We start from the raw sequence: 23,949 nt of genomic DNA, 5'->3' as shown, positions 1-23,949 counted from the left end.
TTTTTATCACTTTTCCAGTGTTGTTTCGGTGCGCCGAGCGTCGTTTACAAGATATGATAGCTGTAGAGCAAACGCAGGACGATTTATGATAAAGAACGTCGAAAATGCTGGAAATGATCCCTTAAAGTCTTTATCTTTTCTTGCGACGGATTTTCTTTTATTTACGGTAGTTCATGGAGTTGCGAAACATTTTAAAATCGTTCTTCAACGGTAAGCGCAAGCACAGAGCGTTTATACACAGCAGTGCGTTTATTTCTTCGGTGCTATGCACATGCGTTATGCTCTCCTTGTCGTCTGTGTCCCATGCCAGTGTTTTGGTTGAGACCACCATTGGGCGGACGCCAGTATCCGATCAATCGGCTTCTGGTCAACAACAGGCGATTCGAAAAGCAATGGAAAATGCCCTTGTCAAACTGACCGGTAAAAGTGATGTTGCTGATTATCAGGGCGTTGGTGCAATTGTTAAATCAGCAGACCGTTATTTGCGATCCTACTCATTTGACGCCGTCGACAATCAGCTGTTTTATACGGCAGAATTTGACCAGACGATGTTGGAAAGTGATGTCGCCGCACTTGGTCTACCCATTTGGGGTAAACGTCGACCGGATTCTGTCTTGTGGTTTGCTTTCGAAGATGAAAATGACGAGCGCACTGTTCTTGGTGAATCGTCAGCAAGTGAATACAAAGATAGACTCGTTGCTGCAGCCTATGACAGAGGCATGCCCCTAAGTTTGCCGCTATTGGACTTAACAGACACCCTTCAAGTTTCAATTTATGATGTGTGGGGGTTGTTCTCGACGTCTCTTGAATCAGCAAGCGAGCGATACGGCGTCGACTATGTACTCGGAGCACGGCTATATAAGAATTCAGCGTCAACATTGGCGTTACCACAAACCCCTCAAACTAGTTACGCGTTACCAAAAGTGACCTTGCCTGCATTCGCTTATGGCGATATGGCCAGTGTTGACTACCATATCGAAATGGCGCTGGGGAGCAGCGAAGAAAGTGGTCCCAGTTTCACTCAGTCAGAATTCAATGCATTGTCAAAAAGAGTACGGCAAGGGCGTTTCAGCCTCGATTGGTTAATCGACCGCGATGGTGAAGTGTCCCGCGGCACCCTGTTTGGCGATGACACGGGTAGCTTAATCGCCAAATTTATCGATGCCGTTGCCGATGATTTAGGTAATGCTTACGCTATTCTACCTTCTTCAATTGAAGGCGAGGGAAAGACCGTAACCATGGTGGTGAATAACTTAGACAGTTATAAGAAGTACATAGACGTTCAAGCTTATATCAACAGTTTGAGTGTTGTCGACTCAGCGGCACTGACGAGGCAGTACGGTGCCACATCGGAATTCACGCTGTCGTTGTTGGGAACGGCCGCCGACTTAAACAACGTTCTTCGTTTAGAATCGCGGCTGCGGCCTCAAACCGATACCTTTGGGCAACCGCTTGAAGGTTTTCAATTCAGCTGGCGGGATTAATCGATGCAACTGCCGCTACCAGTGAGTTTGCCGACATTAGAGACCTTTGACAGTTTCGTCTCAGGTGGCAACGAGGAACTGGTAGCGGTACTAGAGAACCTGTCTCGGCAATTGCCATTAGATGACAAAGACAAGGATAGTGACTTGGTTCATTTATCATTGCCTTTGGTTAATATTGTTGGCGCAGCTGCAAGAGGGAAGAGCCACCTGTTGTATGCAATTTGTCACCAGATGGCCAAACGAGACGTACCACATCTGTATTTGAATATGGAAGAAGCCCACGATTGGTCTCCATTGATATTTGATGGCTTAGAGCTACTGCCATTGGTATGTTTGGATAATCTCGATGCCGTGGCGTCTGAGCCATTGTGGGAGGAAGCTGTGTTTGATTTCCTCAATCGAATTGGTGAGACTCGAAAAACAGTATTGGTCACAACATCGCGAATAGGCCCTCAACACCCTGAATTTTTATTGCCTGATCTGCGCTCTCGTTTGGGGTGGGGAGTGACTTATCATTTGCATCACTTAGACGACCAACAACGTCAATCGGCATTGAGTTATCGCGCCAGTCAAATAGGCTTGTCGTTTTCAGAACAGGCAATTCAATTCTTGATCAACCACTGTGAGCGAGACATGGGGAGCCTGATGAGCATGCTTTCGCGTCTAGATAAGCGCTCATTGCAAGAGCAAAAACGCCTGACTGTGCCCTTGGTCAAGCGCGAGCTTGGCATAGTAGACAAACCCTGAATATTAATTGGGTTGCGAATCTTTAGCCAAATATACCGTTTGCGAGGGGAAGGCAAAACCGCTTCGCTTATTCACGATTTCGTACATCCCTAACAAGAGATCTTCTTGTCTTGCTAAAAACTCGTCGTAATTGGATGCTTTTAAATACGCGTATATTTCAACATCGAGAGAGGCACTACCATAGCTGATAAATCGCACTCTCGCCCCGTCCTTAAATACGTAAGTTGCCTGACTTAAGTGTGCTCTGAGTTCTCCTAGCAGGGTTTGGAGTGCTTTGGGTTCAGTTTCATAACGCAAATTGAGAACTGTGCGCAATAGGAACTTACGGCGCATCGTGTAATTTTCAATTCGTTCTGAAGACAACAAACCATTTGGCAAGGTAACCACGGTATCCGCCAGCGTGCGTATGCGTGTAGAGCGCAAGCCAATGTTTTCTATTGTTCCTATGACATCACCGATTTGGCAAAAGTCACCAACTCGTAAAGGTTGGTCGGTGACAATGATGATGCTGCCGACTAGATTTTCTATGGCTTTTTGTGCGCCTAATGCCAATGCAATACCGCCAATTCCCAGAGCAGCAAGTCCTGTTGTAACGTCAATACCATTTGTGTTGAGTACTAAAATTAAGGCTAGAACGAATAAGCAAACCTTAGCAGATGCTCTAAAGAAAACGACAATTGATAAGCTACCGACGCGGTTTCGTTCTCTGAGGATTTTCTCCCCGCGACTGGATAGGGTGTCGATCAAAGACCACAAAAAGACAAATAGGGCGACCCACAAAACAGTTATGATGGCAAAACTGAAGTCTTGCCTGATCAAAATAGAAAACTCTAAGTAACGCTCAACAAACAGAAAACTAAAGGCAGCGAACGTTAAACCGGCAGGTATCGATAGCGCGGTAGATGCTTGTGCTATTTTCGAATCGGGATGTTTATTGAGATAGGCGGTAGTGGCTAGTCGGCCTAGCTTAACCACCAGCCAACCCAGTACAGCGGCGACAATTGAAAGTAGTGCAGCGGCAATCCACTGGCCGATATTGGCACCACGCCACTCAGGCGTTTTTAACGCGCTGGGCAATAACTGGTCGATTTTAGAAGTGTCTAGCGCTTCAACGGCTTGGGAAAGCAACACTATGGTGTCTTGAGAAATGAGCCATTTTTTTTCATTTTGGCTGACAGAAACTCGCTCCAATAAGATGTCGAATTGTCGGTCTTCAATCCTAAATGTCCCAATTTTTTCTTTGTCTAAGCCATACTGTGGATTTTGCGATCCTTCAGGTTTATCAGAAATTAAACCAATTGGCTGCAGTCCGCCTTGAGTATCTAGGAGTGTCGCAAAGCGATCGATAACCAGAGGAGCGTTGACTTGCTTCAATTTGAACGTCGGGCGCAAATCAAAAAACATGGTCATGGGGATGGCCGATGCGCCTGACATCACGCTTAACATTTCTCTTACCGCATGCCTGGGCGAGTCATTTTGATTGACGCTGGCCTCATTGCTGTTGTCAATATCTGTGGTCGGTGGCGTTTGCCCGTATGCAGACGATGTTGTCATCGCAACAAAAAACAGCGTGGTTAACCAAAGTGTCAATATTGGCCTAAGTCTTTGTTTTTTCATATTGTACCCTGTTTTTCATACTCGTTACTCAACACTCAAAAAGTGTAGTCGTGATTTTAGGGCGTATTGTGTTTTTATTGCTTATCTTCACTTATACTCAACAGGTAACGACCTACAGCCTCATAAGCTGGCAAAGAGGTAGGATCGATTACGCCATTAGCGGCACTTGGATGTGAAGCGAATCTGACAATTACCATTTCAGCGGTTGGGTCGATATAGATGGTTTGCCCGTGCACCCCTCTGGCTGCGAACGCGCCATGAGCATTGTGGAAGTGCCACCACATGCTTCTGTAGCTGCCATTTGGCATCGTGCTAAAACCTGCAGCGCGAAAGGCATCTTGGCTGCCGGGTGTTCGGATACTGGCGACGGCACGCGCAGGCAAAACTTGCTTGCCATTTATTTGCCCCATATTTAATACCGTAAGTCCTAAGCGTGCCAAATCTCTCAATGTAGCGCTTAGTCCACCGCCGGCAAAGGGTGTCCCTAATCCGTCGACCGTGATATCAGCACCATAGGCAGCGCCAATAGGTTGCCATATTAATTCACTGGCGACATGGTTGTATGGCTTGCCTGAAGACTTAGCAATTAGCCAACCCAATACATCGGAATTTACCGTTTTATAACCGAAATTCGAACCGTGCTCGCCTAACTTTTTGACGTTTTGTAGGTATTCAAAATAGCCTACTGGGCCAGTGTAATCTTTGGGTTTTGGCAATGGGTTGGCGGCGTAACTATATTTCCAAATATCGGCATTTGGGTCGGCGTAGTGTTCGTTGTAATCCAGCGATGTGGTCATATCCATAACCTGCCTGACGGATGCATCCGCAAAAGCCGAACGTTGAAGTTCAGGAATGATAGTGGACACAGACGCATTTTCATCTAACTGGCCTTGTGCAATCAAAACTTCGGCGATTAACCCAGTTAACGACTTCGTCATCGACATTGCCGCGTGGTTAGTCTGTGGTGTCAAACAACCTCGATAATCCTCGTATACGATATGACCTTTGTGCAAAATCAATATGCCATCCGTGTAATTGGCCGCTAGGCTGTCTTTCCATGTCATTGACGTTTTACTATTTAAAGGCTTGAAAGTGATCCCATCGATTTTCTCATCGACCTTCTTTGAAAGAGGCGTAAATGTATCAGGCGCACGCTGAATCGCTGCTGTTGGTAACAGTTCTCTCATGTGGCATACCGACCATCTCAGGTTGGGAAAGCTGAAAAACACTGAATCGGGTAGCGTTACACGCTTGTTTTGAGGGGGTGGAAAGCCTTGCATTAACCCAAGGTGTTTGGGGTCAGATTGGGCATCTGTTAACACCGATTGGGAATGGTCTACCTCATTTTCGCTTGCGTCGGTTTGGATGGTAAACAACGCCCATAAAACAAGGAGGTGAGATAGGTATCTGATCACGATGATGTCCTTTCACTAAGTGCCTGTTATTCCTATATGCAAATAAACCAGGAAAGGATCGGTATTGGATAGAAAACGGCCTCTGATTGAGGCCGTTCGAACTTAATTGGTTAATTTGAGGTGATTTGGGTGCCACCTGTGGTGTTCACTGAGCGGAATTCCGATAGGTTGAGCTTGCTCGACTGTAGACTTTAATGGAGTGGGGGGCTGTTCGAAAGATGCAAAGTCAAACCATGAACGGCCAGGAGTCAGTTGTTCCGGAGCGGGTAACGCAGCCTGCGCAGTATTTAGATTGATGGATGGTAAAATATTGCGCACAGTAAATGCCGTTCTGGCGTCCAAAAGTGGGTCGCTAATCCGATCTCTTTGCCCCCATGTCACTATATCTGTACCGTCGGCAATAACACCAACATCCGCACTTACGCCAAGTCGATGAAGCATCATGAAGCGTTCAAACAAGGTGGCGTAGTCTTCTCTTTCGGTAAAATAAGAATAAAACGCAGGCGCTTGATCCGTGACGAAAAAGCTCGCAGCGTCATCGGCAGTATAGGCCCGCTGAACGGCAGTAGCATCCGTACCGCCAAATGCGACTTGGGCGAGGCCATCAAGTTCTTGAGACTGTAACGGATACAATGCCGTCATCTCATCTGAACGAGGGGCATTACTTCGAAAGTTACTCAACGGGTTATCGGCATCACTCAACGACGCCCATTTTGTATAATCAAAAAAATCATTAGCGTGAGCGAGTTCGTGATACATCAACCAAGCCAGTGCTGCTTCGGTTTGTGCACTAGTCCGAGACTGCCTGCTAGCGGCGGTTAATCCGCGCTGAGGAAAATAATAAACATTATCTCGCACGTATCGCCAAAAGATACCAAACTGGAGGTCGTTGCCGAAGTTACTGCGAAAATCAGGGGCCGTATTTAACGTGTCTCGTTCTTCTGGTGTTTGCCAAAAGTTATTGCCATCTAAGTAGATTGCGCCAGTGGCGACCCAGTAGAATGACGGTCGGACATCATAAGAAATGACAATCGCTGTAGTGGCACCGAGTAGTTGCAACATATCTTCACTGGTGGCAGAAGTTTCCAAAAATGCTTTGAACCTATCGCCCATCCATTGATGGGAGACTAAAGTGCGGTCCAAAATATCATCAATGGTGGGATTGGCCGTCACTTGGCCAATCAGCGGCAAGCGACCGAACGAACAAGTTTGTTCAATGACGTTATTGTAAACGCATTCCTGTAAAGCTCTGGCATAGGGGCTGTCGGCGTTGTAAGGCATCATATCAGCCGTGACAATATTGTTTGCCGCACTTGGAAAGAAGCCTTCATCGTTAATATTGCTATCTTTCACCATCAAAAACGACAAATCCGAACCGGTGGACCCATCTTCGAACGTTACCTCTGCCTCGTAAACAATGACTTCATCTCTTGATACCCGGGGCGCGTCGAAGAACAAACTTTGTTGAGGTCCGTCATTAGAGTCAGACCCAAAGCGGATATTGGTTGGTGTTGGGCCAGATATCTGTTGCCATACAACATTGGATATTGCCGAAGTCTCCGAGCTATCAACCCTTAACGAGACCCGACCTCCCTCGGTTGCCGCATGATCTAAACGAATATCAACGTCAGGATCGGATGGCGCCACTACGTCTAGTGTAAAATTAAGCGTGTGCTGTTGGTTGTTGGCTAGGGTAACGTTTGCTGTTAGCGGGATCTGTCCTACATCACTGACATCAAAACCAATAGCTTGCGTGTGAGGGGCCAAGATATTGACTGTCGTATTTGTCGTCGACCAATTGATTGACCGAACGGCTGTGCCATCATCACTACGCAAGGCAAAGCCGACCGCTTCGCCAACTTGAGCACTGAGCTGGCCAAAAACAAGTAGACCGTTTTCACTGAGAATCGGTGTAACAGCATCTGGAGATGGTGCTGGAGTCGGTGGGGTTGGTGTAGAAGGCGGTGCTGTTATGCTGCCATTTCCGCCACCACCGCCTCCACCTCCACCACAGGCGGAGAGCCCCAATAACATTGCCGAGATCAGTGAAATTCGCTTCATCGCTAGTCCCCTTCAAATCGTTGCTTTTCTTCCTGCATTTCTTCTTTTAATTTCTTCAGACCTATACCTAATTCTCGACCTTTCAACCGAGCGTAAAGGCTACAGCCGACAAACATCATAGTGGCCAGAATCAGTTCGACAACGCCGTACCAAAATTCACTTGGCTCTGCATACATCACTGTTAGGCTGTGCAAAAAATACAGAAGTACAACAAAGTTCGCCCAAGCATGAGTGTAGGGTTTGCCTTTGACTATACCCCAGAAGGGGAACAGCAGAGGTACCACGTATAATGCGACACCCAACCATTGGCCGTACTTCGCATCTTGTTCAAAAACAAATTGCCATAGTGTCATCCAGACTAGTAGGCCTAAAAAACCTGAAAGTGCGAGATAACGGTAAAACTTTACATCTTTAAACATGACAGGTTTCCTAACTAGAAAATTTCGTTGCTGAAGCGGCGCGGGCAAATTCTGCTAGCCTGACGCCTTGTACATGACACAACTTGGCTTCGTCTTCAGTAATTTGTGGGCCATTGGTTGCCGTATGCGATACGCCGTATGGCGTTCCTCCACTTGTTGTGGTGTGAAGCGTTGGCTCGGAATAAGGCAAGCCCAGGATCACCATGCCGTGGTGCAAGAGGGGTAACATCATCGTCAATAAGGTGGTTTCTTGTCCACCATGCATGCTTCCCGTACTGGTAAAGGCGCAGGCAGGCTTATTGATTAAACTGCCTGCCAACCACTCTTTTGAGGTTGAATCAATAAAGTGTTTCAGGGGGGCCGCCATGTTACCAAATCGAGTGGGGCTACCAAGCGCTAATCCACTACAGTTTTTTAAATCATCAATACTGACGTACGGCGCACCTTGTTCAGGTATCGCTTTGGCGTCATCGATTCCTGTGCCTACGGGGGGGACTGTGCGAATCATCGCCTCAACCCCCGTAGATTCAATACCCCGTGCAATATGTTCAGCTAGTTGTTTAGTCGCGCCTTCGCGACTGTAATACAACACTAAAATAGGTTGCATTAGAGAATATCCAAAACTGACTCAGGTGGGCGACCAATTTTTGCTTTGTTGCCATTGATGACCACAGGTCGCTCAAGCAGTTTAGGGTAGGAAACCAGTGCGTCAAAAACCTCTTCATTTGAGCTGGCTTTGCTCAAGCCGGCTTCTTTAAACTCAGCTTCTTTGGGACGGATCATGTGATGCGCGCTTTCAATGCCTAGCTTTTGAAAAAGTGACGTTATGTCGTCGCGGTTCAAAGGTGTTTTCAGATACTCGACAACAGTGGGTGAAATACCTTGTTCTTCCAACAACGCAAGGGTTTGTCGGCTTTTCGAACAACGAGGATTGTGAAGAATGGTAATACTAGACATGGAGTCGCTCATTATGTTGTTATATTTGCCGTCGTATAATCCAGATCTAACAGGTTTTATCAAGTGAAAAACGCAGCAGTATCGCAATTATCAGGCCGCCAACAAGCTAATGTTCGTTCTTTGCTCACATGGTGTGTGATATTACTGGCGGCTTTGGCGGGCGTGTTTACTTATCGTATTACCACTTACGATTTTAAAACCCTAGATGATCAAAAATATACGTGGAATGAATTAAAAGGTGATTGGGTTGTGGTCAACTATTTCGCCAAATGGTGTGCCCCTTGTTTACGAGAAGTCCCTGAATTGAATGCGTTTTATGAAGCCAGTCAAGGGGATGGTGTGGCTATGTTTATGGTCAGTTATGACCCGTTATCGGCTCAAGAGCTCACGTCCATACAACAAGAATACAAAATTAGTGTTCCCATCATAGTGCCCAGTGACAACGTGGTGATGCCAAACACGCATCCGCGTTTCTTACCGGCCACTTTTATCATAAACCCTCAAGGTGGCGTTGCGATGGAATTGTTTGGCGAGCAGACCGCACAATCACTCATGACCACCTTAAAGGCCTTACAAGAAACAGAATCTACTTAAAGTCGTTGTAAACGCTCTTGTTCCTCTCGGAACTGCTTGATCCGGGCTCTGATGCGCTGTTTGGACAGATAACTATCCCCAGTAAAATTGTAAGCGTGTTGCATTTCGTCAATCGCTCTGCCGTAGGCACCATAGAGCGCATAGACCTCTGCATTTGCTTGATGCATATCCAGAGGCTGTTTTGCGTATTTATAGGCATCAGCGATCAGTTGATAGGCAAGCAAATCGTCATCTTTCACAAGAATATAATCTTTAAGCGTACTGATCGCCTCTTCGTAGCGTTCAGCCGAGATGTACGCGTTGGACAAGTTTAACACCAAGGTCGCGTTTCTTGGCTTTACCGCCAGCGGCTTCTGTAGGCGCGTTATAGCTTCATCATATTTTTCAAGCGCGATTGAGACATCGGTTGCTGTATCCAAATAGAACAAGTTATTTGGCGATGTAGCGAGTAATTCTGAAATCAAGGCTTCCGCCTTTTCAGGCTGGTCGTTTTTCAGATAAGCGGCTGCTAGACCGTATTTTGCGGCTTGAGGCAATGGATAGCTTTTACTGCTAACAGCCGCTTCGAAGTATTCGACCGCATATTTGTCACTAAAGACATAATTGGCCTTTACTCTTGCGCGAGCCAAATGAAACGATTCACTTGGCGGCAAGTTAACTGGCTGAAAGTTTCGCGCTCGTGACCTAGCGTCTGCAATCCTTGTTTCGGTCAACGGGTGAGAGAGTAGCCTGGCTGGGGGTCTAGAAACCAATCGATATTGTTCAGCGAGCGTACCGAAAAATGTTGCCGCACCATTCGGGTCAAAACCGGAGCGGGCGAGCATGGCGATACCTATTCTGTCAGCCTCTTTTTCGTTAGAGCGGGTGTAATCGATAGACAGTTGCGCATTTGCCGCTTGACCAGCCGAAATCGCGGCTAATCCTGCCTGGGGGTTGGCAACTGCAACTAGTAGCCCACCTAACAGCGAGGCAAGTTGTAAAGGCGAGGCTTTTTGTTGTGCTAATACCCGACGGGCGATGTGGCGCTGAGTTACGTGCGCAACCTCGTGAGCCAAAACCGATGCTAATTCACTTTCGTTTTCTGAGCGGTATATCAAGCCCGTATGTACACCTATATGGCCACCGAAAAAGGCAAAGGCATTGATTGCTTTGTTGTTAACCCAGAAAAATTCAAAGGGAAACTTCACGTTGTCCGCGTTGGCTACCAGTCGATTACCGAGATCTTGAAGGTATTCAGTAAGCACAGGATCATTGACGAGCGGTGACTGGCTGCGCATTTGACGCATAACCGCATCACCGATCAGAACTTCTTTATCCAGAGAGATGGCTTCAGACGCCACAACGCCAATTTCAGGCAGTGCGTTTTTGTCGTTGTAAGGCGTTTCTTGGGACGCTGCTGAAAAAGCGACAGCGGCCAACAATGCAAGCGCTTTTATCCGAGTGGGCTTTTTTAATGTCATTGAACTCTTTTTTGTTAATTGCACTAATTCACCTACTTAGAACTAAGCTTAGACCACTGAGTTTCATTTTTTATCGTATTATTTGTGCGATGTATCTCACACATTACAATTTATTTTCATTACCTAGTGTATATCGGGATAAATTGTAATAAATTCAACATGCATATGTGGATAATGTCACATAAATACGCAGTGTTATCAATCGTGGTTCGATACCCTAAATGCGGTTTTGTAAAATGTCAGTGTTTTTGTATTAAACACGCTTTGTTACTTGTACCGTGTTTTTTAATATTGTCTTTGTTGTAAATTCAGATACCTAATATGTCGGCGTTTTGATTTGGTGACAGTGAAGTTTTCCAAACAATAAGTCAATCTGTTAGGTGACCTAAAGGATAGGAAGTAACTATGCTCAATGTGTTTGGTCGTTGGTACCGACGCAAATTCTCTGATCCGGATTCAGCCATGTTATTGGTATTGATAACCGTATCTTCTGCCATTGTTTTGATTTGGGGTGAGCTTATCATGCCTGTTCTGGTGGCGGCGGTCATTGCCTATCTGTTGGATTGGCCTGTTTCGCAGTTGAGTCGTCTCGGTATGGGGCGGGGCGCAGCGTGTGGACTCGTGCTAACCGCCTTCTTATTGGTCGTGACCTTTATCCTGATAGGCCTGATTCCGGTCATGTCTAAACAGGGTATTAACCTGATTCAGGAGACGCCTCTCATTTGGCAAGAGGCGCAAGAGTGGGTAGCGACACTGCCTGAGAAATACCCAGATTACGTTCACGCGGACCAAATACAAACCATGATGGCTGGCTTGAATGAAAAAATGGTATTGCTAGGCGAACAAATTATATCTGCGTCGTTCAGCTCAATTGGTGGATTAGCGGCATTGCTCGTTTATTCTATCCTTGTCCCGTTAATGGTCTTTTTCATGCTAAAAGACAAAGAGTATTTCTTTCAGAGCATTTCCCGTGTTTTGCCAAAGGAGCGCCGACTTATCACTCAAGTGGGTCAAGAAATGAACTCTCAAGTGGCCAATTATATTCGTGGCAAGGTGATAGAGATCGTCATTGTCGGTGTAGTGTCTTGTATTACCTTCGCCCTGATGGACCTGCGCTACGCGTTGTTACTTGGCGTGTTGGTAGGCTTGTCGGTACTAATTCCATACATTGGTGCAGCAGTAGTTACGATACCTGTCGCTGTGGTAGCAATGTTTCAATGGGGGATTACCTCAGAGTTTGGTTATCTGATGGTAGCGTACGGCATCATTCAAGCTTTAGATGGCAACGTTCTGGTTCCCATTTTGTTTTCTGAGGCCGTCAGCCTGCATCCGCTTTACATTATTGTTGCCGTGTTAGTCTTTGGAGGCATGTGGGGGTTCTGGGGCGTATTCTTCGCGATTCCACTTGCGACCTTAGTAAAGGCTGTGATTACCGCTTGGTCTTCAACGCCACCAGAAGAACATACTGCATAACAGGAGAGGGCACTTGTAAAGCCAGTGCCCGATACGCTCTTGTGTAAGTTTGTGCTCAGAGATAAAGGAAAGGCATTGCGTGCGTTAAAATACTCATTACTGTTGTTGCTATTTCTTCTCGTTGTTGGACTATTCCTTCCTCAAAAAATGGTGATCCCTGTCAGTGATGCGACGTCGTCTGATTGGAATCACAACACCTTTTGGTATGAGCCTTGGGGCAGTTCGATTGTGCACAAAGGCATAGATATCTTTGGTGACAAGGGGCAAAGTGTTATCGCTGCGGAGCGCGGTATCGTGCTCTATGTTGGCACCTTATCGAAAGGCGGCAATATCATTGTTGTTCTCGGCCCCAAATGGCGAATACATTACTATTCTCACCTACAACAAACAGATGTCTCAGCGTGGCAATGGGTAGCAAAGAAGCAAAAAATTGCGACATTAGGTGATAGTGGTAATGCGAGAGGAAAAGCACCCCATTTACATTTTTCCGTTGTCTCTTTGATTCCGATACCTTGGGAAATAACAACGCAAACTCACGGATGGAAGCGCATGTTTTACCTCAACCCACACGAATTACTGCAAGATTGACGGTAAGCTCTAGCTGACTAAACAGAGACAGTAAAAAGGACCGCGAACGGTCCTTTTTTCTTATTGATTGAGATAATCTAATACGACTTGGTGATGGTCTTTAGTCTTAAACTTGTTGAAAACGTGTTCTACCGTACCATTTTCATCGATAAGAAAACTGATGCGGTGAATACCATCGTATTCCTTACCCATAAACTTCTTAGGACCCCAAACGCCAAACGCGTCAGCGACCGCATGATCCTCGTCAGACAGTAGCGTGAAATTGAGATTTTCTTTCTCGATGAATTTTGGAAGACGTTTAACGGCGTCTGGACTTACACCCAAAACAACAACATTGCGTTCATCAAGGGCATCTTTGCTGTCACGAAGACATTGAGCCTGCGTTGTACAACCAGGTGTCATTGCTTTTGGGTAAAAATAAACCAGTACTTTCTTACCCGCGAGGTCTGTTAAAGCAACAGGGTTGCCGTCTTGGTCAGGAAGTGTGAATTGAGGGGCTGGGTTACCAGCTTGAAGCATGTTCATGAGAATCCTTTTGATGTTTCACCGTGATTTTTCCTTCTAGGCCGAGTTCGCCTAGAAGCCCATTGAAATCGTTTGCTATACCTTCAATATCGCCGCTTTGAGGGACATTGACGACTAGCTTACAGCGCATCATTTCGTTTCCCGTTGCTGGGCAGGGGAAGGTCTTTTGTCTAAATGCACTGATGGAAGCACTGCGTGTTGCAAAGAAGCTCGAAACCGTTGATATGAGGCCAGCCGCATCGACACCGCTAAACTCCACATCCAATAACACTTCGAGATTTTGTTTTTCGTGTTGGCTGGTACGTTTCATCATGGAGAGCAGATCAAATTGCTGACAAAAAGTCGGGATAGAGCATTCGACGCGTGTGATGGCTGGCTGAGAACCTTCGATTATCATAGTGAGGCTGAATTCTTTGCCATAAACAGCTTGGCGACTGTCTAGAATATTGCATTGATTCTCAGAGACCAGTTTGGCGATCTCACTCAAAATACCCGTTTGATCTGTGCCAAGTATGGTCACGATAAGTTGTGGTGTCATGATTGCTCTCGAGGACCGCTTACTGCAGCGCCAATCTTTACCAATAAAACGGCGCATATTAAGCCAAATTTAACTTATTCGCTACACGATGGGCAAAAATGTTTGTTTTTCAATGTAGTTTTATCTTTCTAACCAGCGAAAAACTACGCTGAGTGGCTACCGTCTTGCGCATAAAATGCGCAATTTTGCGCCTTAATTTCCAATATTAAAAAAAGAACGAAAAATAAAAGCGGTTTAACCCTAAAGGTGACTTGAGTTTAGAGGGATACAACTCTAATATGTGCGCTCACAAAATGCGGAGAGACTATGTTTACTGGTAGTTATGTAGCGCTCGTTACGCCAATGGACGTTAACGGCAATATCGATTATTCCGCACTAGCTAAGTTAGTGCAATTTCATATAGATCAGGGCACTCACGGAATTGTATCAGTTGGTACAACCGGTGAGTCAGCAACATTACCTTTTGATGAACACATTGAAGTAGTGAAACGCACTGTTGAAATTGCCGACGGAAAAATACCAGTTATCGCCGGTAGTGGCGCGAACTCGACCGCTGAGGCCATCTTTCTAACAGAAAAAATCGCACCGCTAGGTGTCGATGGCTTTTTGAGTGTCGTCCCGTATTACAACAAACCGCAACAAGCCGGTATGGTTGCCCATTTTGAAGCGGTAGCCAATGCAACTGACATCCCGGTAATTCTCTACAATGTGCCTGGTAGAACTGTCGCTGACATGATGCCAGAAACGGTGGCCAAGCTCGCTGAACATAAAAACATCATTGGTATTAAAGACGCCACTGGTGATCTTTCGCGTTTGCAACAAACCCAAGCGTTGGTGCCTAGCGATTTTCTGCAATTTAGCGGTGACGATTCAACCGGTGCGGAGTTCATGTGTATGGGCGGACACGGTGTCATATCGGTGACTGCAAACATAGCACCGGCCGTGATGTCAAAAATGTGTGAAGCGGCATTTGCTAAAGATTTTGATGCTTGTCGAGCACTCGATGCAACGATCGAAAAGCTTCACAGTGGCTTGTTCGTAGAGTCCAGCCCGGTCTTGCCTAAGTGGGCACTTTACAAAATGGGTTTGATGGCTTCGCCTGAATTGCGATTACCTATGGTATTGCCGGAACTAAATAGCCAAAAACATATCGAAGACATATTAAAAGAATATGGGCTGCTTGAAGGCTGATAAAGGATAATTATGAAAAGAACACTGGCACTGGTAAGTGGCATCGCCGCTGTAACACTTGCAGGTTGTGCAAGCCAGGTAGAAAATAAGACGGCATCAGGTGAGTTTACTTACCTAGAAACTCAAGAACGTGCGTCTTTTGTTGTACCGGAATCGGTAGATTCACCGGAATTTTCCGACGAATATGATATCCCTTCTGTCGGCGAAAGTGCCGATAAAAGCTTAGTAGGTAGAGCGGTTTATGTTCAATCGCCAAACCTTGTTTTGCCGGTTGTATCTGGGTCATTTGTAACAGAAGGGACGCAAAACGCTACGGTTTCATTTGACCAAGTCGACGATAGCCAACCTTTGGACAGAGCTATTTGGAACTCCTTGCTGAGCTACTTGGACAAAAACAATGTTGGTGTTGTGTCGTTTGATGAAACCAAAAGAGAATTAGTGACAGATTGGATTGAATTCAGAGAAGTCGTGAGCTCGTCATGGTACACGTTTACCGATATTGAACGAGTAACCAGAAGCCGCTTTAAGTTTACGATGGATGTTAAATCCCACGGGCGCTCTGCAGCACTTAACTCAGAATTACTTGACCATGAAGAGCAGTCGGGCAGCAGAGAAATCAAAACTGACCTCAATGCGCTACAAACCCGTCGCCAAGAAATCGAAATTTTAAATAAAGTCATTGGTCACTACGAGAACCAAATACGCCAAGAAGCTATAAGTCGTATCGCAGAAATACGTCAAGGTATCCGTACTGAGATGGGCTTCGATGACAATGGTGAGCCAGCCTTCGTGGTCAATGCTAAATATGACATCGCATGGCCTCGTTTGCTGCTGGTGTTGCGTAAATTGGGCTTTAACGTAAAGGATCTTGATAAATCGACTGGACTTTTGTTCGTCTCATACATTGGAGAAGAGTCGAGTTGGTGGAATAACTTTTGGTCGAGCGATGATAAATTGCTCGATGAAAGCGATTACCGATTGCGGGTTCGCGATTTAGGCGCGAAAACGTCAATTACTTTCATGAATGAAGAGAGTCAGCCGTTTGGAGCCAACCAAGTTGTTGATCTATTTGAGCCATTCTCTGAAATCATGTCAGAAGATAACTTAGATATCTAAACACACGAGAAGCACACACAATGGAAAAAAGGCAAGAACTTTACCGCGGTAAAGCAAAAACGGTTTATTTTACCGATGATGAGAATAAATTGATTTTGCATTTTCGCAATGATACCTCAGCATTTGATGGTCAAAAAATCGAACAGCTTGACCGCAAAGGTGAGGTAAACAACAAGTTCAATCATTTTATTATGACTAAGCTGGAAGAGGCTGGAATCAAGACGCAAGTAGAGTCATTGATCTCAGATACAGAAAGCGTAGTTAAAAAGCTGGATATGATTCCTGTTGAGTGTGTGGTGAGAAATGTGGCGTCTGGCTCATTGGTTCGCCGTCTTGGTATTGAGGATGGTCTAGAACTGACCCCGCCATTGTTTGAATTCTTCCTTAAGAACGATGAGTTACATGACCCGATGGTAAACGATTATCACATCGTTTCATTCGGCTGGGCCACCGAGGCGCAGATTGCCGAAATGAAGGCGCTCACGTTTAAAGTGAATGATGTGCTCAAAGCGATGTTCGATGATGCCGGTATGATCTTGGTAGATTACAAGCTAGAGTTTGGTGTCGACGTTGATGGCAACATCGTACTTGGCGATGAGTTTACGCCTGATGGCTGTCGTCTATGGGACAAAGAGACCAAGAAGAAAATGGACAAAGACCGTTTTCGTCAAGGCTTGGGTTCAGTGGTAGAGACCTACATTGAAGTTGCAGAACGCCTAGGCCTCTCTCTCTAATCCCATATATACGAAAAAAGCGCTACTTAGGTAGCGCTTTTTTACTTTCAGACGGGTTATTTGCAATTTATGCCTTATCAATACCAGTCTTCTCTGCGTGTTGGTACAAACGGTTTAAATATTCGTCAAACTGCGCTTTTTCTTCCTCACTGAAGCAACTCATTAATTTTTCCTGATACGCCAAAGAAATGGGTACGATATCTCGATAAACGGATTGCCCAAGTTCCGACAAGTGCAAAATAGACCGCCGTCTGTCGTTTTCCGCAATGTCTCTTTCAATTAACGTTCTGCTCAATAACTTGTTTACAGAACGACTGAGTATGGATTTTTCAATTTGGGTTTTGGCAGACACATCATCTGCCGAAATGCCCGGATACTCACCTAACACAGCCATAATCCTCCACTCCGTTACTGATAGGGCGAACTTGTTCTTATAGGTTTCAGCAATGGTTCCACTGACGCGGTTCGATAAAATCGAGAGACGATAGGGAAAGTAATTTTCTAGTTGGAGTGTTTTGGTGTCCATATTTGTGAACAGTTTTCCTGTGGCAGACGTTGTGAATATTGTGCCTTGAATGTTAATCAATTGACAATAGTTGTAGTTGCAACTAAATTAGTTGCAATTACAACTAAATGCGCAACTGTACATCAGCGCACGTTTAAGGAGACCGTTTCCATGGCAGATTTATTTGAAAACCCAGCTGGACTTGATGGCTTTGAGTTTGTTGAGTTTACCGCACCAGAGAAGGGCATTTTAGAGCCTGTGTTTGAAGCGATGGGATTTACCAAAGTAGCGGTACATAAATCTAAGGCAGTGGAGCTTTGGCGCCAGGGCGATATTAATTTTATCACTAACTATGAAAAGGATAGCCCAGCCCATTACTATGCTGAAGAGCATGGCCCATCTGCATGTGGCATGGCGTTTCGCGTAAAGAATGCACAAAAGGCTTACGCTGAAGTACTCGAAAAAGGCGCTCAGCCAATTGAAGTGAATACTGGACCGATGGAGCTGAGGCTACCCGCCATTAAGGGTATCGGTGGTGCAACGTTATATCTAATTGATCGCTATGAAGAAGGTAAGACAATCTATGATATCGATTTCGATTGGATCGAAGGCGTAGATCGTCATCCTGAAGGTTGCGGATTCCATACACTTGATCACCTTACGCACAATGTTTATCGCGGTCGTATGGATTATTGGGCGAATTTCTATGAGACTTTATTCAACTTCCGCGAAATCCGCTATTTTGATATCAAGGGCGAATACACAGGCTTGTTGTCTAAAGCTATGACAGCACCGGATGGTAAAATCCGCATTCCATTAAATGAAGAAGCTGCTGGCGGCGGTGGTCAAATCGAAGAATTCTTGATGAAATACAACGGTGAGGGTATTCAGCACATCGCGTTCGCCTGTGATGACCTTCCTGCGTGTTGGGACCGTTTGAAGGCGAAAGGAATGAAGTTCATGACGGCGCCGCCTGCGACCTACTACGAAATGCTTGAAGAGCGTCTCCCTGGACATGGCGAACCAACTGATGAGCTGCAAGCCCGAGGCATTTTGTTAGACGGCACGACCGACGGCGGCCAACCTCGTTTGCTTCTGCAAATTTTCTCTGACACTTTACTTGGTCCTGTGTTTTTTGAATTCATTCAGCGCAAGCAGGACGAAGGATTTGGTGAAGGTAATTTTAAAGCCTTATTTGAATCTATCGAGAGAGACCAATTGGCTCGCGGAGTTATCGGCGACAACGGTGATGAGGTAGCCTAATGGACATTAAACGTATCCACCATGTGGCCTACCGCTGCAAGGATGCCAAAGAAACCGTGCAATTCTACAATGGCCTTTTGAACATGGATTTCCAACTGGCTATCGCTGAGAATCAAGTGCCTTCGACTAAGGCGCCTGATCCCTACATGCACGTTTTTTTAGATGCAGGAATGGGTAATGTGTTGGCATTTTTCGAGTTGCCTAATTCACCTGAAATGGGCCGAGATGGTAATACCCCCCAATGGGTTCAGCACATTGCGATGGAAGTCGAAGACATGGACGCGCTGCGCAGTGCCAAAGCGACACTTGAGGAAGCAGGGCTTGAAGTATTGGGGCCTGTTGATCATACGATTTTTCAATCGATTTATTTCTTTGATCCTAACGGGCATAGAATCGAGTTGGCCACAAACACCAGCACGCCTGCTATGATGAAAGAACTTAAACGTGTGGCCCCCGATATGCTTGATGAATGGGCTGTGACTAAGAAAGCCCCCAAGCACGCTGATTGGCTGCACAACGGAGAAGGCTTTAACGGGAGTGAAGAATGAAGTTAGCGAGTTTAAACCAGGGTAGAGACGGCAAACTGGTTGTGGTTTCCGATGATCTTTCGAGAATGGTCAGCGCTGATTCGATTGCAGCGACTATGCAGCAAGCGTTGGACAACTGGATAGAAGTAGAAGATCAGCTTCATGCGCTAGCCAACGAGTTAAACAGTGGTGTAATCGCCGGTGATGTTTTTAACCAAGAAGCTTGTGCGTCTCCTTTGCCAAGAGCTTATCAATGGGCTGATGGAAGTGCATATGTCAACCATGTTGAACTAGTTCGTAAAGCGCGCAATGCTGAAATGCCTGAGAGTTTTTGGACGGATCCTTTGATGTATCAAGGGGGCTCTGATAGTTTCCTAGCACCAAGAGCTCCTATCGTCATGCCACAGGCCGAAGGTTTCGGTATTGACTTTGAAGCGGAAGTTGCCGTAGTGACAGGTGATGTGCCTATGGGCGTTTCTGCCGAAGAGGCGCTAAAGTACATTCAATTGGTAATGATAGTGAATGACGTTTCTTTGCGTGGTTTAATCCCCGGTGAACTAGCGAAAGGCTTTGGCTTTTTCCAATCAAAGCCATCAAGTGCGTTTTCACCCGTTTGTGTGACACCTGATAGCTTAGGTGATGCGTGGAAAGACGGTGTTCTTCATTTGCCATTGGTTTCTCATTTGAATGGCGACAAATTTGGTGAGCCAAACGCTGGCGTCGACATGACCTTTAACTTTGGTCAACTCGTTGCACATGCGGCGAAAACGCGCCCATTGTGTGCTGGCACAATCATAGGTTCAGGTACGGTGTCTAACAAGCTCGATGGCGGTCCAGGAAAACCTGTTGCTGAAGGCGGCGTTGGCTATAGCTGTATTGCCGAAGTCAGAATGATCGAGACTATCCAAAATGGTAAGCCAAGCACACCATTTATGGCGTTCGGTGACCATATTACTATTGAGATGTTTGATGGCGAAGGTCAAAGCATCTTTGGCCAAATCAACCAAACAGTAGAACAGCAAGCATAGGTCTAAATCTGACTTTATTCGCTAAAGCCTTACAGGAAACTGTAAGGCTTTTTTTGTTTCAAAATGGAGTGAACGCTGAACTACAAATTAATCTAGCAGAGGATAAATGTATCGCAGGTCAGCACTGTTACTAATTGCAATTGTAGGTTTAGTGCTCAAATTTCGTTACAGGGAGCTATTCTCATCGTTCCGTCTTTAGACAAGAGTATTGAACCACCTCTCAATACATTTATTAACAACTCTCTTGTCTCAACAAACCACGAAGATTGAGGAGACCCCGGTAGTTTTATCCATTCTTGTGCTGTCCAGCCACTATTTTTGTCGTAGAAAAGTTTGAAAATCATGCCACTGTTGCTTCCCAAATGTGCTAGACCCGTAGTGGCTATGATTTCATCTCCTAGTTGATAGATGTCCTCTATGTTCGCAGAGAGAACTCTGACTTTTGCGCCGTCATCGCCTATGAACACTAATTCTCCTCCCCATTCACCTCTATTGGAACCTACGAGCCATCCTCCCTCTACTCGTAGGGCCAGATCTGGAACTTGTTCTAGCGAGGTTTTGTGTTCGATTATATTTTCAGGAGTAACTTCTATCACCTCTTTACCACTAAGTATCTGGTTCGTTTCGTCACTTGCTCCATAACTTAAAACATGTGTGTCATAACTAAGGCGTTTTAAATCATCTGAGTGGTTTGTTTGATACAACTTTACGCTATTGAGTTCCTCTAGTTTTGTTAGCGGGACATTGTTGCAGATGTTTTGAGTTAAATATTCAGATTGCGTCAATGAGTAATATGAGCGGAAGTTTGACATGTTTTCCGGAACGCTTGCTTGCTCATTAATCATTTCGATCGCGTCTTTGGCTGCCATTCTCACTGGTGGATACCAATGACTATCTTGAATTAATGCAAGTGGTGCCAGCGCCTTTTTTGACTTTAAAACCGCCAACGATTGAGCAGAAAAAATACTTATTACTACATCATTGTCATTATTGAGCATTGATATTAAGTGTTCTTCAGCAATGAGATTGCCCAGGAGTCCAAGCGTTCTAACGATGACCCGCTTTAGTTCAAAACTTTCGAGTTTTAACAGCTCTAAAAGCACTGGTGCGGCAGATTTTGCTCGATGCCCGTACTTTGCAAGTTCAAATACCATGTACGGGGTAGGTTCCTTTTCTATAGCGTCTATGAGTAACTCGATACCTCTATCTGTTCCTATTCGAATGAAGGCTCTGTTTAGAGTTTGCTCAAGTTCAGGCTTTTCTTCTAAGAGACGAGTCAAGAATGGTTCAGCGCTTAACGCATCGTTTTCCATAAATGCGAGTATATCGATTGCCCCCATAATTGCATGATCAGTGATAGATGCATCAGAAATTACTTCTTTTAATGCCTGCACTAGAGAGCTTTTTTCGACTTCTAGTTCGGAAATCAAAACCCCGAAGTTATAAACGTAGTTCTCTGGGCAGTCAGCTTTGCATCGAATAAAATCCATTATAAAAGGTACGGCTCTCTCTCGCGAAAGCTTTACCGCATAAGCCTCTCCATTGTGAGGCGCACTACTTGATACTGAATACCTTTTGACGGCCTCATATGCGGCTTCTGGAGAGCTTACACGTCCAAGCGCTCTGACTAACCAAGGTGTGGTATCAATTGCCCCTTTTATGTCGGTGAGATATTTTGGATCGATTTGGTTGACGCCTTGTAGCGTATAACCAGCGAGTCTTCTCACCCCAAACGAGCGATGTTTAAGTAATTGGACGAGCATTTCAGTAACATCTGAATCCAAGCTTCGCGTCGCTTTAGCGATACTTGAATCTACCCGTGACATACCATACTTGTCTGCTTCTCTTTTTAACCCTTGTTCTATTATTGCGTTCTTGCATTCGTTTAAAGTTGAGCAAACCTTTGTTTCCGACGTTGCGTATAATGAGGTTAAAGAAAATAGTAAAGCGATAAAACGTATAAAAATCCTCAAATTTCACTTCCTAGCTGGTGCGGTTGCCCGCATTTCCATTTACATTTTTTGTCGACGAGTTGTTAACTGCTAATTGCAGGACCCAATTATTTAATCGGGAATATGATGCATCTACCTTGTCAGGTTAGCACACAACAGATGCAGAACAATTAATTGTATATGGAACCAAAACCTGTGCCAGAGAGCACGCAGTAGTCTCTAGGCTTTGCCTGTTAATTGTTTTTATTGCAATACCTCTATACAAGCGTGGATGGCGGTGTTTACGTGAGGCGGCACAGGATGATCTGAACGTTTGAGTAAGTAGATGGTCTCGCTAACACTGTGGCGAAGCGGCCATACTTTTATTCTGGTGTGATCAGCGTAGGCAGAAACCGCGTTTTGTGGCAACACAGTAAAGCCTAGTCCCTGAGCCACCGGATCGAGAATTAAGCTGATTTGATTCGAAAACCCTGTTATGGGTAGTTGGCTAAACCCATCAAACTCTTCGTAGTTTTGTGATAGAAATTGTGTCACATGGTGTCGGCCGTCAGGGTGATTGATTAATCCTAATGATAATAGTGTCTGCCAATCGGCGTGTTCTACGAAATCAGGAGTGACCAAGCAAAGCGGCGCAGTAGCGACTGTCTCGTATATCACTTCTGGTGCCAGAGGTTGCGCAGTGGTAAAACCGAAATCCGCTTTTGCGTTGATTACCGCTTGTTCCACTCCCTGATTTGACGTAAACCGGCAATCGACAACGAACCCTTTGTGTTGAGTTTGAATCGAAAGGAGAGCGGGGTAAATTGTTAAGCCAACGCTCCCAGGCAAAACAAGACTGACCAAACCGGTAAATGGATCGTCATTTTTTACTTCAAGTTCGATTTTTTCGAGTGAGGCAAGAATCGCCAAAGACGACTGATACAACTGTCGTCCCGCATGGGTAAGTGTAAATTGTTTACCGTGTCGTTCGAGTAGTGGTAGTGCGAGATGCTGCTCCAATTTCTTTATATGTTGGCTGACACCTGATTGCGTCATGTGCAGTTTTTCAGCTGTTTGAGTGAAGTGATTTGTCTCTACTAGTGTACAAAACGTTTTCAAAAAAACGGGATTAATCATAACGATTTATACTCATTTTAATAATTATAGATAATTTTACGTTATGTGTTTGAGCTTGTAATCTATTATTTCAACTGCACTACGGAGCGAATTATGAATAACGTTTACCCAAGAACCTTTTCTCACATCGGGATATCAGTGCCTGATCTAGAAAAGGCTGTGGCGTTTTACACTCAGGTTCTAGGTTGGTATTTGATAATGGAGCCAACATTGATTGAAGAAGATGACAGTGCCATTGGTGAAATGTGTACTGACGTGTTTGGGGCGGGGTGGGAAAAATTTAAAATTGCCCATTTATCAACTGGTGACCGAATTGGTGTTGAGCTTTTTGAGTTCAAGAATCAAGAAAACCCTGAAGATAACTTTGAGTATTGGAAAACTGGTATTTTTCATTTCTGTGTTCAGGATCCAGATGTAGAAGGGCTAGCAGAAAAAATTGTCGCTCATGGCGGTAAAAAAAGAATGGAAAAACCTCGGTACTACTATCCGGGAGAGAAGCCTTACCGCATGATTTATATGGAAGACCCTTTTGGCAACATTTTAGAAATCTATAGCCACAGCTATGAATTGATTTATAGCGCGGGCGCTTATTAAAAAATACACGCCGGATTCGTGTATATCGGATTTTTAAACGGTAAG

The 23,949-nt window shown here is 45.2% G+C and carries 24 protein-coding genes; 12 read left to right on the top strand and 12 right to left on the bottom strand.

Annotated features, from left to right (window positions below; genetic code table 11):
• The first annotated feature begins 173 nt into the window (after positions 1 to 173).
• Together AC27G9_RS03690 and hda are read left to right on the top strand one after the other, a co-directional pair.
• Complete coding sequence (locus AC27G9_RS03690; protein WP_487071141.1) at positions 174 to 1,484, top strand: DUF2066 domain-containing protein; 1,311 nt, start codon at positions 174 to 176, stop codon at positions 1,482 to 1,484.
• Between the two features lie 3 nt (positions 1,485 to 1,487).
• Positions 1,488 to 2,231, top strand: a complete 744-nt coding sequence (hda, locus tag AC27G9_RS03685; protein ID WP_487071139.1) for a DnaA regulatory inactivator Hda — start codon at positions 1,488 to 1,490, stop codon at positions 2,229 to 2,231.
• A 3-nt stretch (positions 2,232 to 2,234) separates the two neighbouring features.
• Here the strand turns inward: hda and AC27G9_RS03680 are convergent, their stop codons facing one another.
• The 6 genes from AC27G9_RS03680 to arsC form a co-directional block, all read right to left on the bottom strand.
• Complete coding sequence (locus AC27G9_RS03680; RefSeq protein WP_487071137.1) at positions 2,235 to 3,848, bottom strand: mechanosensitive ion channel family protein; 1,614 nt, start codon at positions 3,846 to 3,848, stop codon at positions 2,235 to 2,237.
• 74 nt (positions 3,849 to 3,922) lie between these two features.
• Positions 3,923 to 5,263: a serine hydrolase domain-containing protein gene (locus tag AC27G9_RS03675; protein ID WP_487071135.1), complete on the bottom strand. Its 1,341-nt coding sequence runs from the start codon at positions 5,261 to 5,263 to the stop codon at positions 3,923 to 3,925.
• A 102-nt stretch (positions 5,264 to 5,365) separates the two neighbouring features.
• Positions 5,366 to 7,324 (bottom strand): hypothetical protein, encoded by a 1,959-nt coding sequence (locus tag AC27G9_RS03670; protein WP_487071133.1) that lies wholly within the window; start codon positions 7,322 to 7,324, stop codon positions 5,366 to 5,368.
• Positions 7,325 to 7,326: 2 nt separating this feature from the next.
• Positions 7,327 to 7,743, bottom strand: coding sequence for a DUF2069 domain-containing protein (locus tag AC27G9_RS03665; protein ID WP_487071131.1), 417 nt, complete (start codon positions 7,741 to 7,743; stop codon positions 7,327 to 7,329).
• Positions 7,744 to 7,753: 10 nt separating this feature from the next.
• Positions 7,754 to 8,350: an NAD(P)H:quinone oxidoreductase gene (gene wrbA / locus AC27G9_RS03660; RefSeq protein ID WP_487071129.1), complete on the bottom strand. Its 597-nt coding sequence runs from the start codon at positions 8,348 to 8,350 to the stop codon at positions 7,754 to 7,756.
• Complete coding sequence (arsC, locus tag AC27G9_RS03655; RefSeq protein ID WP_487071127.1) at positions 8,350 to 8,700, bottom strand: arsenate reductase (glutaredoxin); 351 nt, start codon at positions 8,698 to 8,700, stop codon at positions 8,350 to 8,352. The genes wrbA and arsC overlap by 1 nt, the downstream gene beginning before the upstream one ends.
• Positions 8,701 to 8,763: 63 nt before the next feature.
• On the opposite strand from arsC, the gene AC27G9_RS03650 reads away from it, so the two are divergent.
• Positions 8,764 to 9,294, top strand: coding sequence for a TlpA family protein disulfide reductase (locus AC27G9_RS03650; RefSeq protein WP_487071125.1), 531 nt, complete (start codon positions 8,764 to 8,766; stop codon positions 9,292 to 9,294).
• On the opposite strand, the gene bepA is transcribed toward AC27G9_RS03650, so the two are convergent.
• The gene (gene bepA / locus AC27G9_RS03645; protein ID WP_487071123.1) at positions 9,291 to 10,754 is read right to left on the bottom strand and encodes a beta-barrel assembly-enhancing protease; all 1,464 of its coding nucleotides are present in this window, start codon (positions 10,752 to 10,754) and stop codon (positions 9,291 to 9,293) included. The two genes, AC27G9_RS03650 and bepA, sit on opposite strands and share 4 nt — an antisense overlap.
• 405 nt (positions 10,755 to 11,159) lie before the next feature.
• Here bepA and AC27G9_RS03640 point away from each other — a divergent pair, with 405 nt between their 5' ends.
• On the top strand, positions 11,160 to 12,227 hold the full coding sequence (locus AC27G9_RS03640; protein WP_487071121.1) for an AI-2E family transporter: 1,068 nt from the start codon (positions 11,160 to 11,162) through the stop codon (positions 12,225 to 12,227).
• A gap of 75 nt (positions 12,228 to 12,302) precedes the next feature.
• Positions 12,303 to 12,815 (top strand): M23 family metallopeptidase, encoded by a 513-nt coding sequence (locus AC27G9_RS03635; protein WP_487071119.1) that lies wholly within the window; start codon positions 12,303 to 12,305, stop codon positions 12,813 to 12,815.
• A gap of 60 nt (positions 12,816 to 12,875) precedes the next feature.
• Here the strand turns inward: AC27G9_RS03635 and bcp are convergent, their stop codons facing one another.
• Both bcp and AC27G9_RS03625 read right to left on the bottom strand, forming a co-directional pair.
• On the bottom strand, positions 12,876 to 13,340 hold the full coding sequence (gene bcp, locus AC27G9_RS03630) for a thioredoxin-dependent thiol peroxidase (protein WP_487071117.1): 465 nt from the start codon (positions 13,338 to 13,340) through the stop codon (positions 12,876 to 12,878).
• On the bottom strand, positions 13,318 to 13,878 hold the full coding sequence (locus tag AC27G9_RS03625) for a glycine cleavage system transcriptional repressor (protein ID WP_487071115.1): 561 nt from the start codon (positions 13,876 to 13,878) through the stop codon (positions 13,318 to 13,320). Before AC27G9_RS03625 ends, bcp begins: the two co-directional genes overlap by 23 nt.
• A 306-nt stretch (positions 13,879 to 14,184) precedes the next feature.
• On the opposite strand from AC27G9_RS03625, the gene dapA reads away from it, so the two are divergent.
• The 3 genes from dapA to purC are packed head-to-tail and all read left to right on the top strand — an operon-like array spanning position 14,185 to position 16,919.
• Positions 14,185 to 15,069 (top strand): 4-hydroxy-tetrahydrodipicolinate synthase, encoded by an 885-nt coding sequence (gene dapA, locus AC27G9_RS03620; protein WP_487071113.1) that lies wholly within the window; start codon positions 14,185 to 14,187, stop codon positions 15,067 to 15,069.
• Between the two features lie 12 nt (positions 15,070 to 15,081).
• Positions 15,082 to 16,185, top strand: a complete 1,104-nt coding sequence (gene bamC / locus AC27G9_RS03615) for an NlpB/DapX family lipoprotein (protein WP_487071111.1) — start codon at positions 15,082 to 15,084, stop codon at positions 16,183 to 16,185.
• 20 nt (positions 16,186 to 16,205) lie between these two features.
• On the top strand, positions 16,206 to 16,919 hold the full coding sequence (gene purC / locus AC27G9_RS03610) for a phosphoribosylaminoimidazolesuccinocarboxamide synthase (protein WP_487071109.1): 714 nt from the start codon (positions 16,206 to 16,208) through the stop codon (positions 16,917 to 16,919).
• 67 nt (positions 16,920 to 16,986) lie between these two features.
• Here the strand turns inward: purC and AC27G9_RS03605 are convergent, their stop codons facing one another.
• Positions 16,987 to 17,445 (bottom strand): MarR family winged helix-turn-helix transcriptional regulator, encoded by a 459-nt coding sequence (locus tag AC27G9_RS03605; RefSeq protein WP_487071107.1) that lies wholly within the window; start codon positions 17,443 to 17,445, stop codon positions 16,987 to 16,989.
• 150 nt (positions 17,446 to 17,595) lie between these two features.
• On the opposite strand from AC27G9_RS03605, the gene hppD reads away from it, so the two are divergent.
• Genes hppD through AC27G9_RS03590 form a run of 3 tightly spaced genes read left to right on the top strand, consistent with a single transcriptional unit; the run spans position 17,596 to position 20,242 of the window.
• Positions 17,596 to 18,687, top strand: a complete 1,092-nt coding sequence (hppD, locus tag AC27G9_RS03600; RefSeq protein ID WP_487071105.1) for a 4-hydroxyphenylpyruvate dioxygenase — start codon at positions 17,596 to 17,598, stop codon at positions 18,685 to 18,687.
• A complete protein-coding gene (locus tag AC27G9_RS03595) occupies positions 18,687 to 19,235 on the top strand; it encodes a VOC family protein (RefSeq protein ID WP_487071103.1) in 549 nt (182 codons plus the stop codon). Before hppD ends, AC27G9_RS03595 begins: the two co-directional genes overlap by 1 nt.
• Positions 19,232 to 20,242: a fumarylacetoacetate hydrolase family protein gene (locus tag AC27G9_RS03590; protein ID WP_487071101.1), complete on the top strand. Its 1,011-nt coding sequence runs from the start codon at positions 19,232 to 19,234 to the stop codon at positions 20,240 to 20,242. The genes AC27G9_RS03595 and AC27G9_RS03590 overlap by 4 nt, the downstream gene beginning before the upstream one ends.
• A 155-nt stretch (positions 20,243 to 20,397) precedes the next feature.
• Here AC27G9_RS03590 and AC27G9_RS03585 read toward each other — a convergent pair whose 3' ends face one another.
• Both AC27G9_RS03585 and AC27G9_RS03580 read right to left on the bottom strand, forming a co-directional pair.
• Entirely contained in the window at positions 20,398 to 22,215 is a 1,818-nt protein-coding gene (locus tag AC27G9_RS03585; protein ID WP_487071099.1) for a HEAT repeat domain-containing protein, read from the bottom strand.
• Between the two features lie 222 nt (positions 22,216 to 22,437).
• Positions 22,438 to 23,310, bottom strand: a complete 873-nt coding sequence (locus AC27G9_RS03580; protein WP_487071097.1) for a LysR family transcriptional regulator — start codon at positions 23,308 to 23,310, stop codon at positions 22,438 to 22,440.
• A 93-nt stretch (positions 23,311 to 23,403) separates the two neighbouring features.
• Between AC27G9_RS03580 and AC27G9_RS03575 the strand changes: the two genes are divergently transcribed.
• Positions 23,404 to 23,904, top strand: a complete 501-nt coding sequence (locus AC27G9_RS03575; protein WP_487071095.1) for a lactoylglutathione lyase family protein — start codon at positions 23,404 to 23,406, stop codon at positions 23,902 to 23,904.
• Positions 23,905 to 23,949 lie beyond the last annotated feature (45 nt).

The sequence above is a fragment of the Alteromonas sp. 5NS40-0096 genome (assembly GCF_057544385.1).
The sequence above is the reverse complement of the archived record's forward strand: the minus strand, read 5'-3'. Positions and strand labels throughout refer to the sequence as shown.

Excerpts from the sequence above, each read along its gene's own strand:
- AC27G9_RS03690 (WP_487071141.1), top strand. The coding sequence starts at position 174 with ATGGAGTTGCGAAACATTTTAAAATCGTTCTTCAACGGTAAGCGCAAG.
- hda (WP_487071139.1), top strand. The coding sequence starts at position 1,488 with ATGCAACTGCCGCTACCAGTGAGTTTGCCGACATTAGAGACCTTTGAC.
- AC27G9_RS03680 (WP_487071137.1), bottom strand. The coding sequence starts at position 3,848 with ATGAAAAAACAAAGACTTAGGCCAATATTGACACTTTGGTTAACCACG.
- AC27G9_RS03670 (WP_487071133.1), bottom strand. The coding sequence starts at position 7,324 with ATGAAGCGAATTTCACTGATCTCGGCAATGTTATTGGGGCTCTCCGCC.
- AC27G9_RS03665 (WP_487071131.1), bottom strand. The coding sequence starts at position 7,743 with ATGTTTAAAGATGTAAAGTTTTACCGTTATCTCGCACTTTCAGGTTTT.
- wrbA (WP_487071129.1), bottom strand. The coding sequence starts at position 8,350 with ATGCAACCTATTTTAGTGTTGTATTACAGTCGCGAAGGCGCGACTAAA.
- arsC (WP_487071127.1), bottom strand. The coding sequence starts at position 8,700 with ATGTCTAGTATTACCATTCTTCACAATCCTCGTTGTTCGAAAAGCCGA.
- bepA (WP_487071123.1), bottom strand. The coding sequence starts at position 10,754 with ATGACATTAAAAAAGCCCACTCGGATAAAAGCGCTTGCATTGTTGGCC.
- AC27G9_RS03640 (WP_487071121.1), top strand. The coding sequence starts at position 11,160 with ATGCTCAATGTGTTTGGTCGTTGGTACCGACGCAAATTCTCTGATCCG.
- bcp (WP_487071117.1), bottom strand. The coding sequence starts at position 13,340 with ATGAACATGCTTCAAGCTGGTAACCCAGCCCCTCAATTCACACTTCCT.
- AC27G9_RS03625 (WP_487071115.1), bottom strand. The coding sequence starts at position 13,878 with ATGACACCACAACTTATCGTGACCATACTTGGCACAGATCAAACGGGT.
- dapA (WP_487071113.1), top strand. The coding sequence starts at position 14,185 with ATGTTTACTGGTAGTTATGTAGCGCTCGTTACGCCAATGGACGTTAAC.
- bamC (WP_487071111.1), top strand. The coding sequence starts at position 15,082 with ATGAAAAGAACACTGGCACTGGTAAGTGGCATCGCCGCTGTAACACTT.
- purC (WP_487071109.1), top strand. The coding sequence starts at position 16,206 with ATGGAAAAAAGGCAAGAACTTTACCGCGGTAAAGCAAAAACGGTTTAT.
- AC27G9_RS03605 (WP_487071107.1), bottom strand. The coding sequence starts at position 17,445 with ATGGACACCAAAACACTCCAACTAGAAAATTACTTTCCCTATCGTCTC.
- hppD (WP_487071105.1), top strand. The coding sequence starts at position 17,596 with ATGGCAGATTTATTTGAAAACCCAGCTGGACTTGATGGCTTTGAGTTT.
- AC27G9_RS03595 (WP_487071103.1), top strand. The coding sequence starts at position 18,687 with ATGGACATTAAACGTATCCACCATGTGGCCTACCGCTGCAAGGATGCC.
- AC27G9_RS03590 (WP_487071101.1), top strand. The coding sequence starts at position 19,232 with ATGAAGTTAGCGAGTTTAAACCAGGGTAGAGACGGCAAACTGGTTGTG.
- AC27G9_RS03580 (WP_487071097.1), bottom strand. The coding sequence starts at position 23,310 with ATGATTAATCCCGTTTTTTTGAAAACGTTTTGTACACTAGTAGAGACA.
- AC27G9_RS03575 (WP_487071095.1), top strand. The coding sequence starts at position 23,404 with ATGAATAACGTTTACCCAAGAACCTTTTCTCACATCGGGATATCAGTG.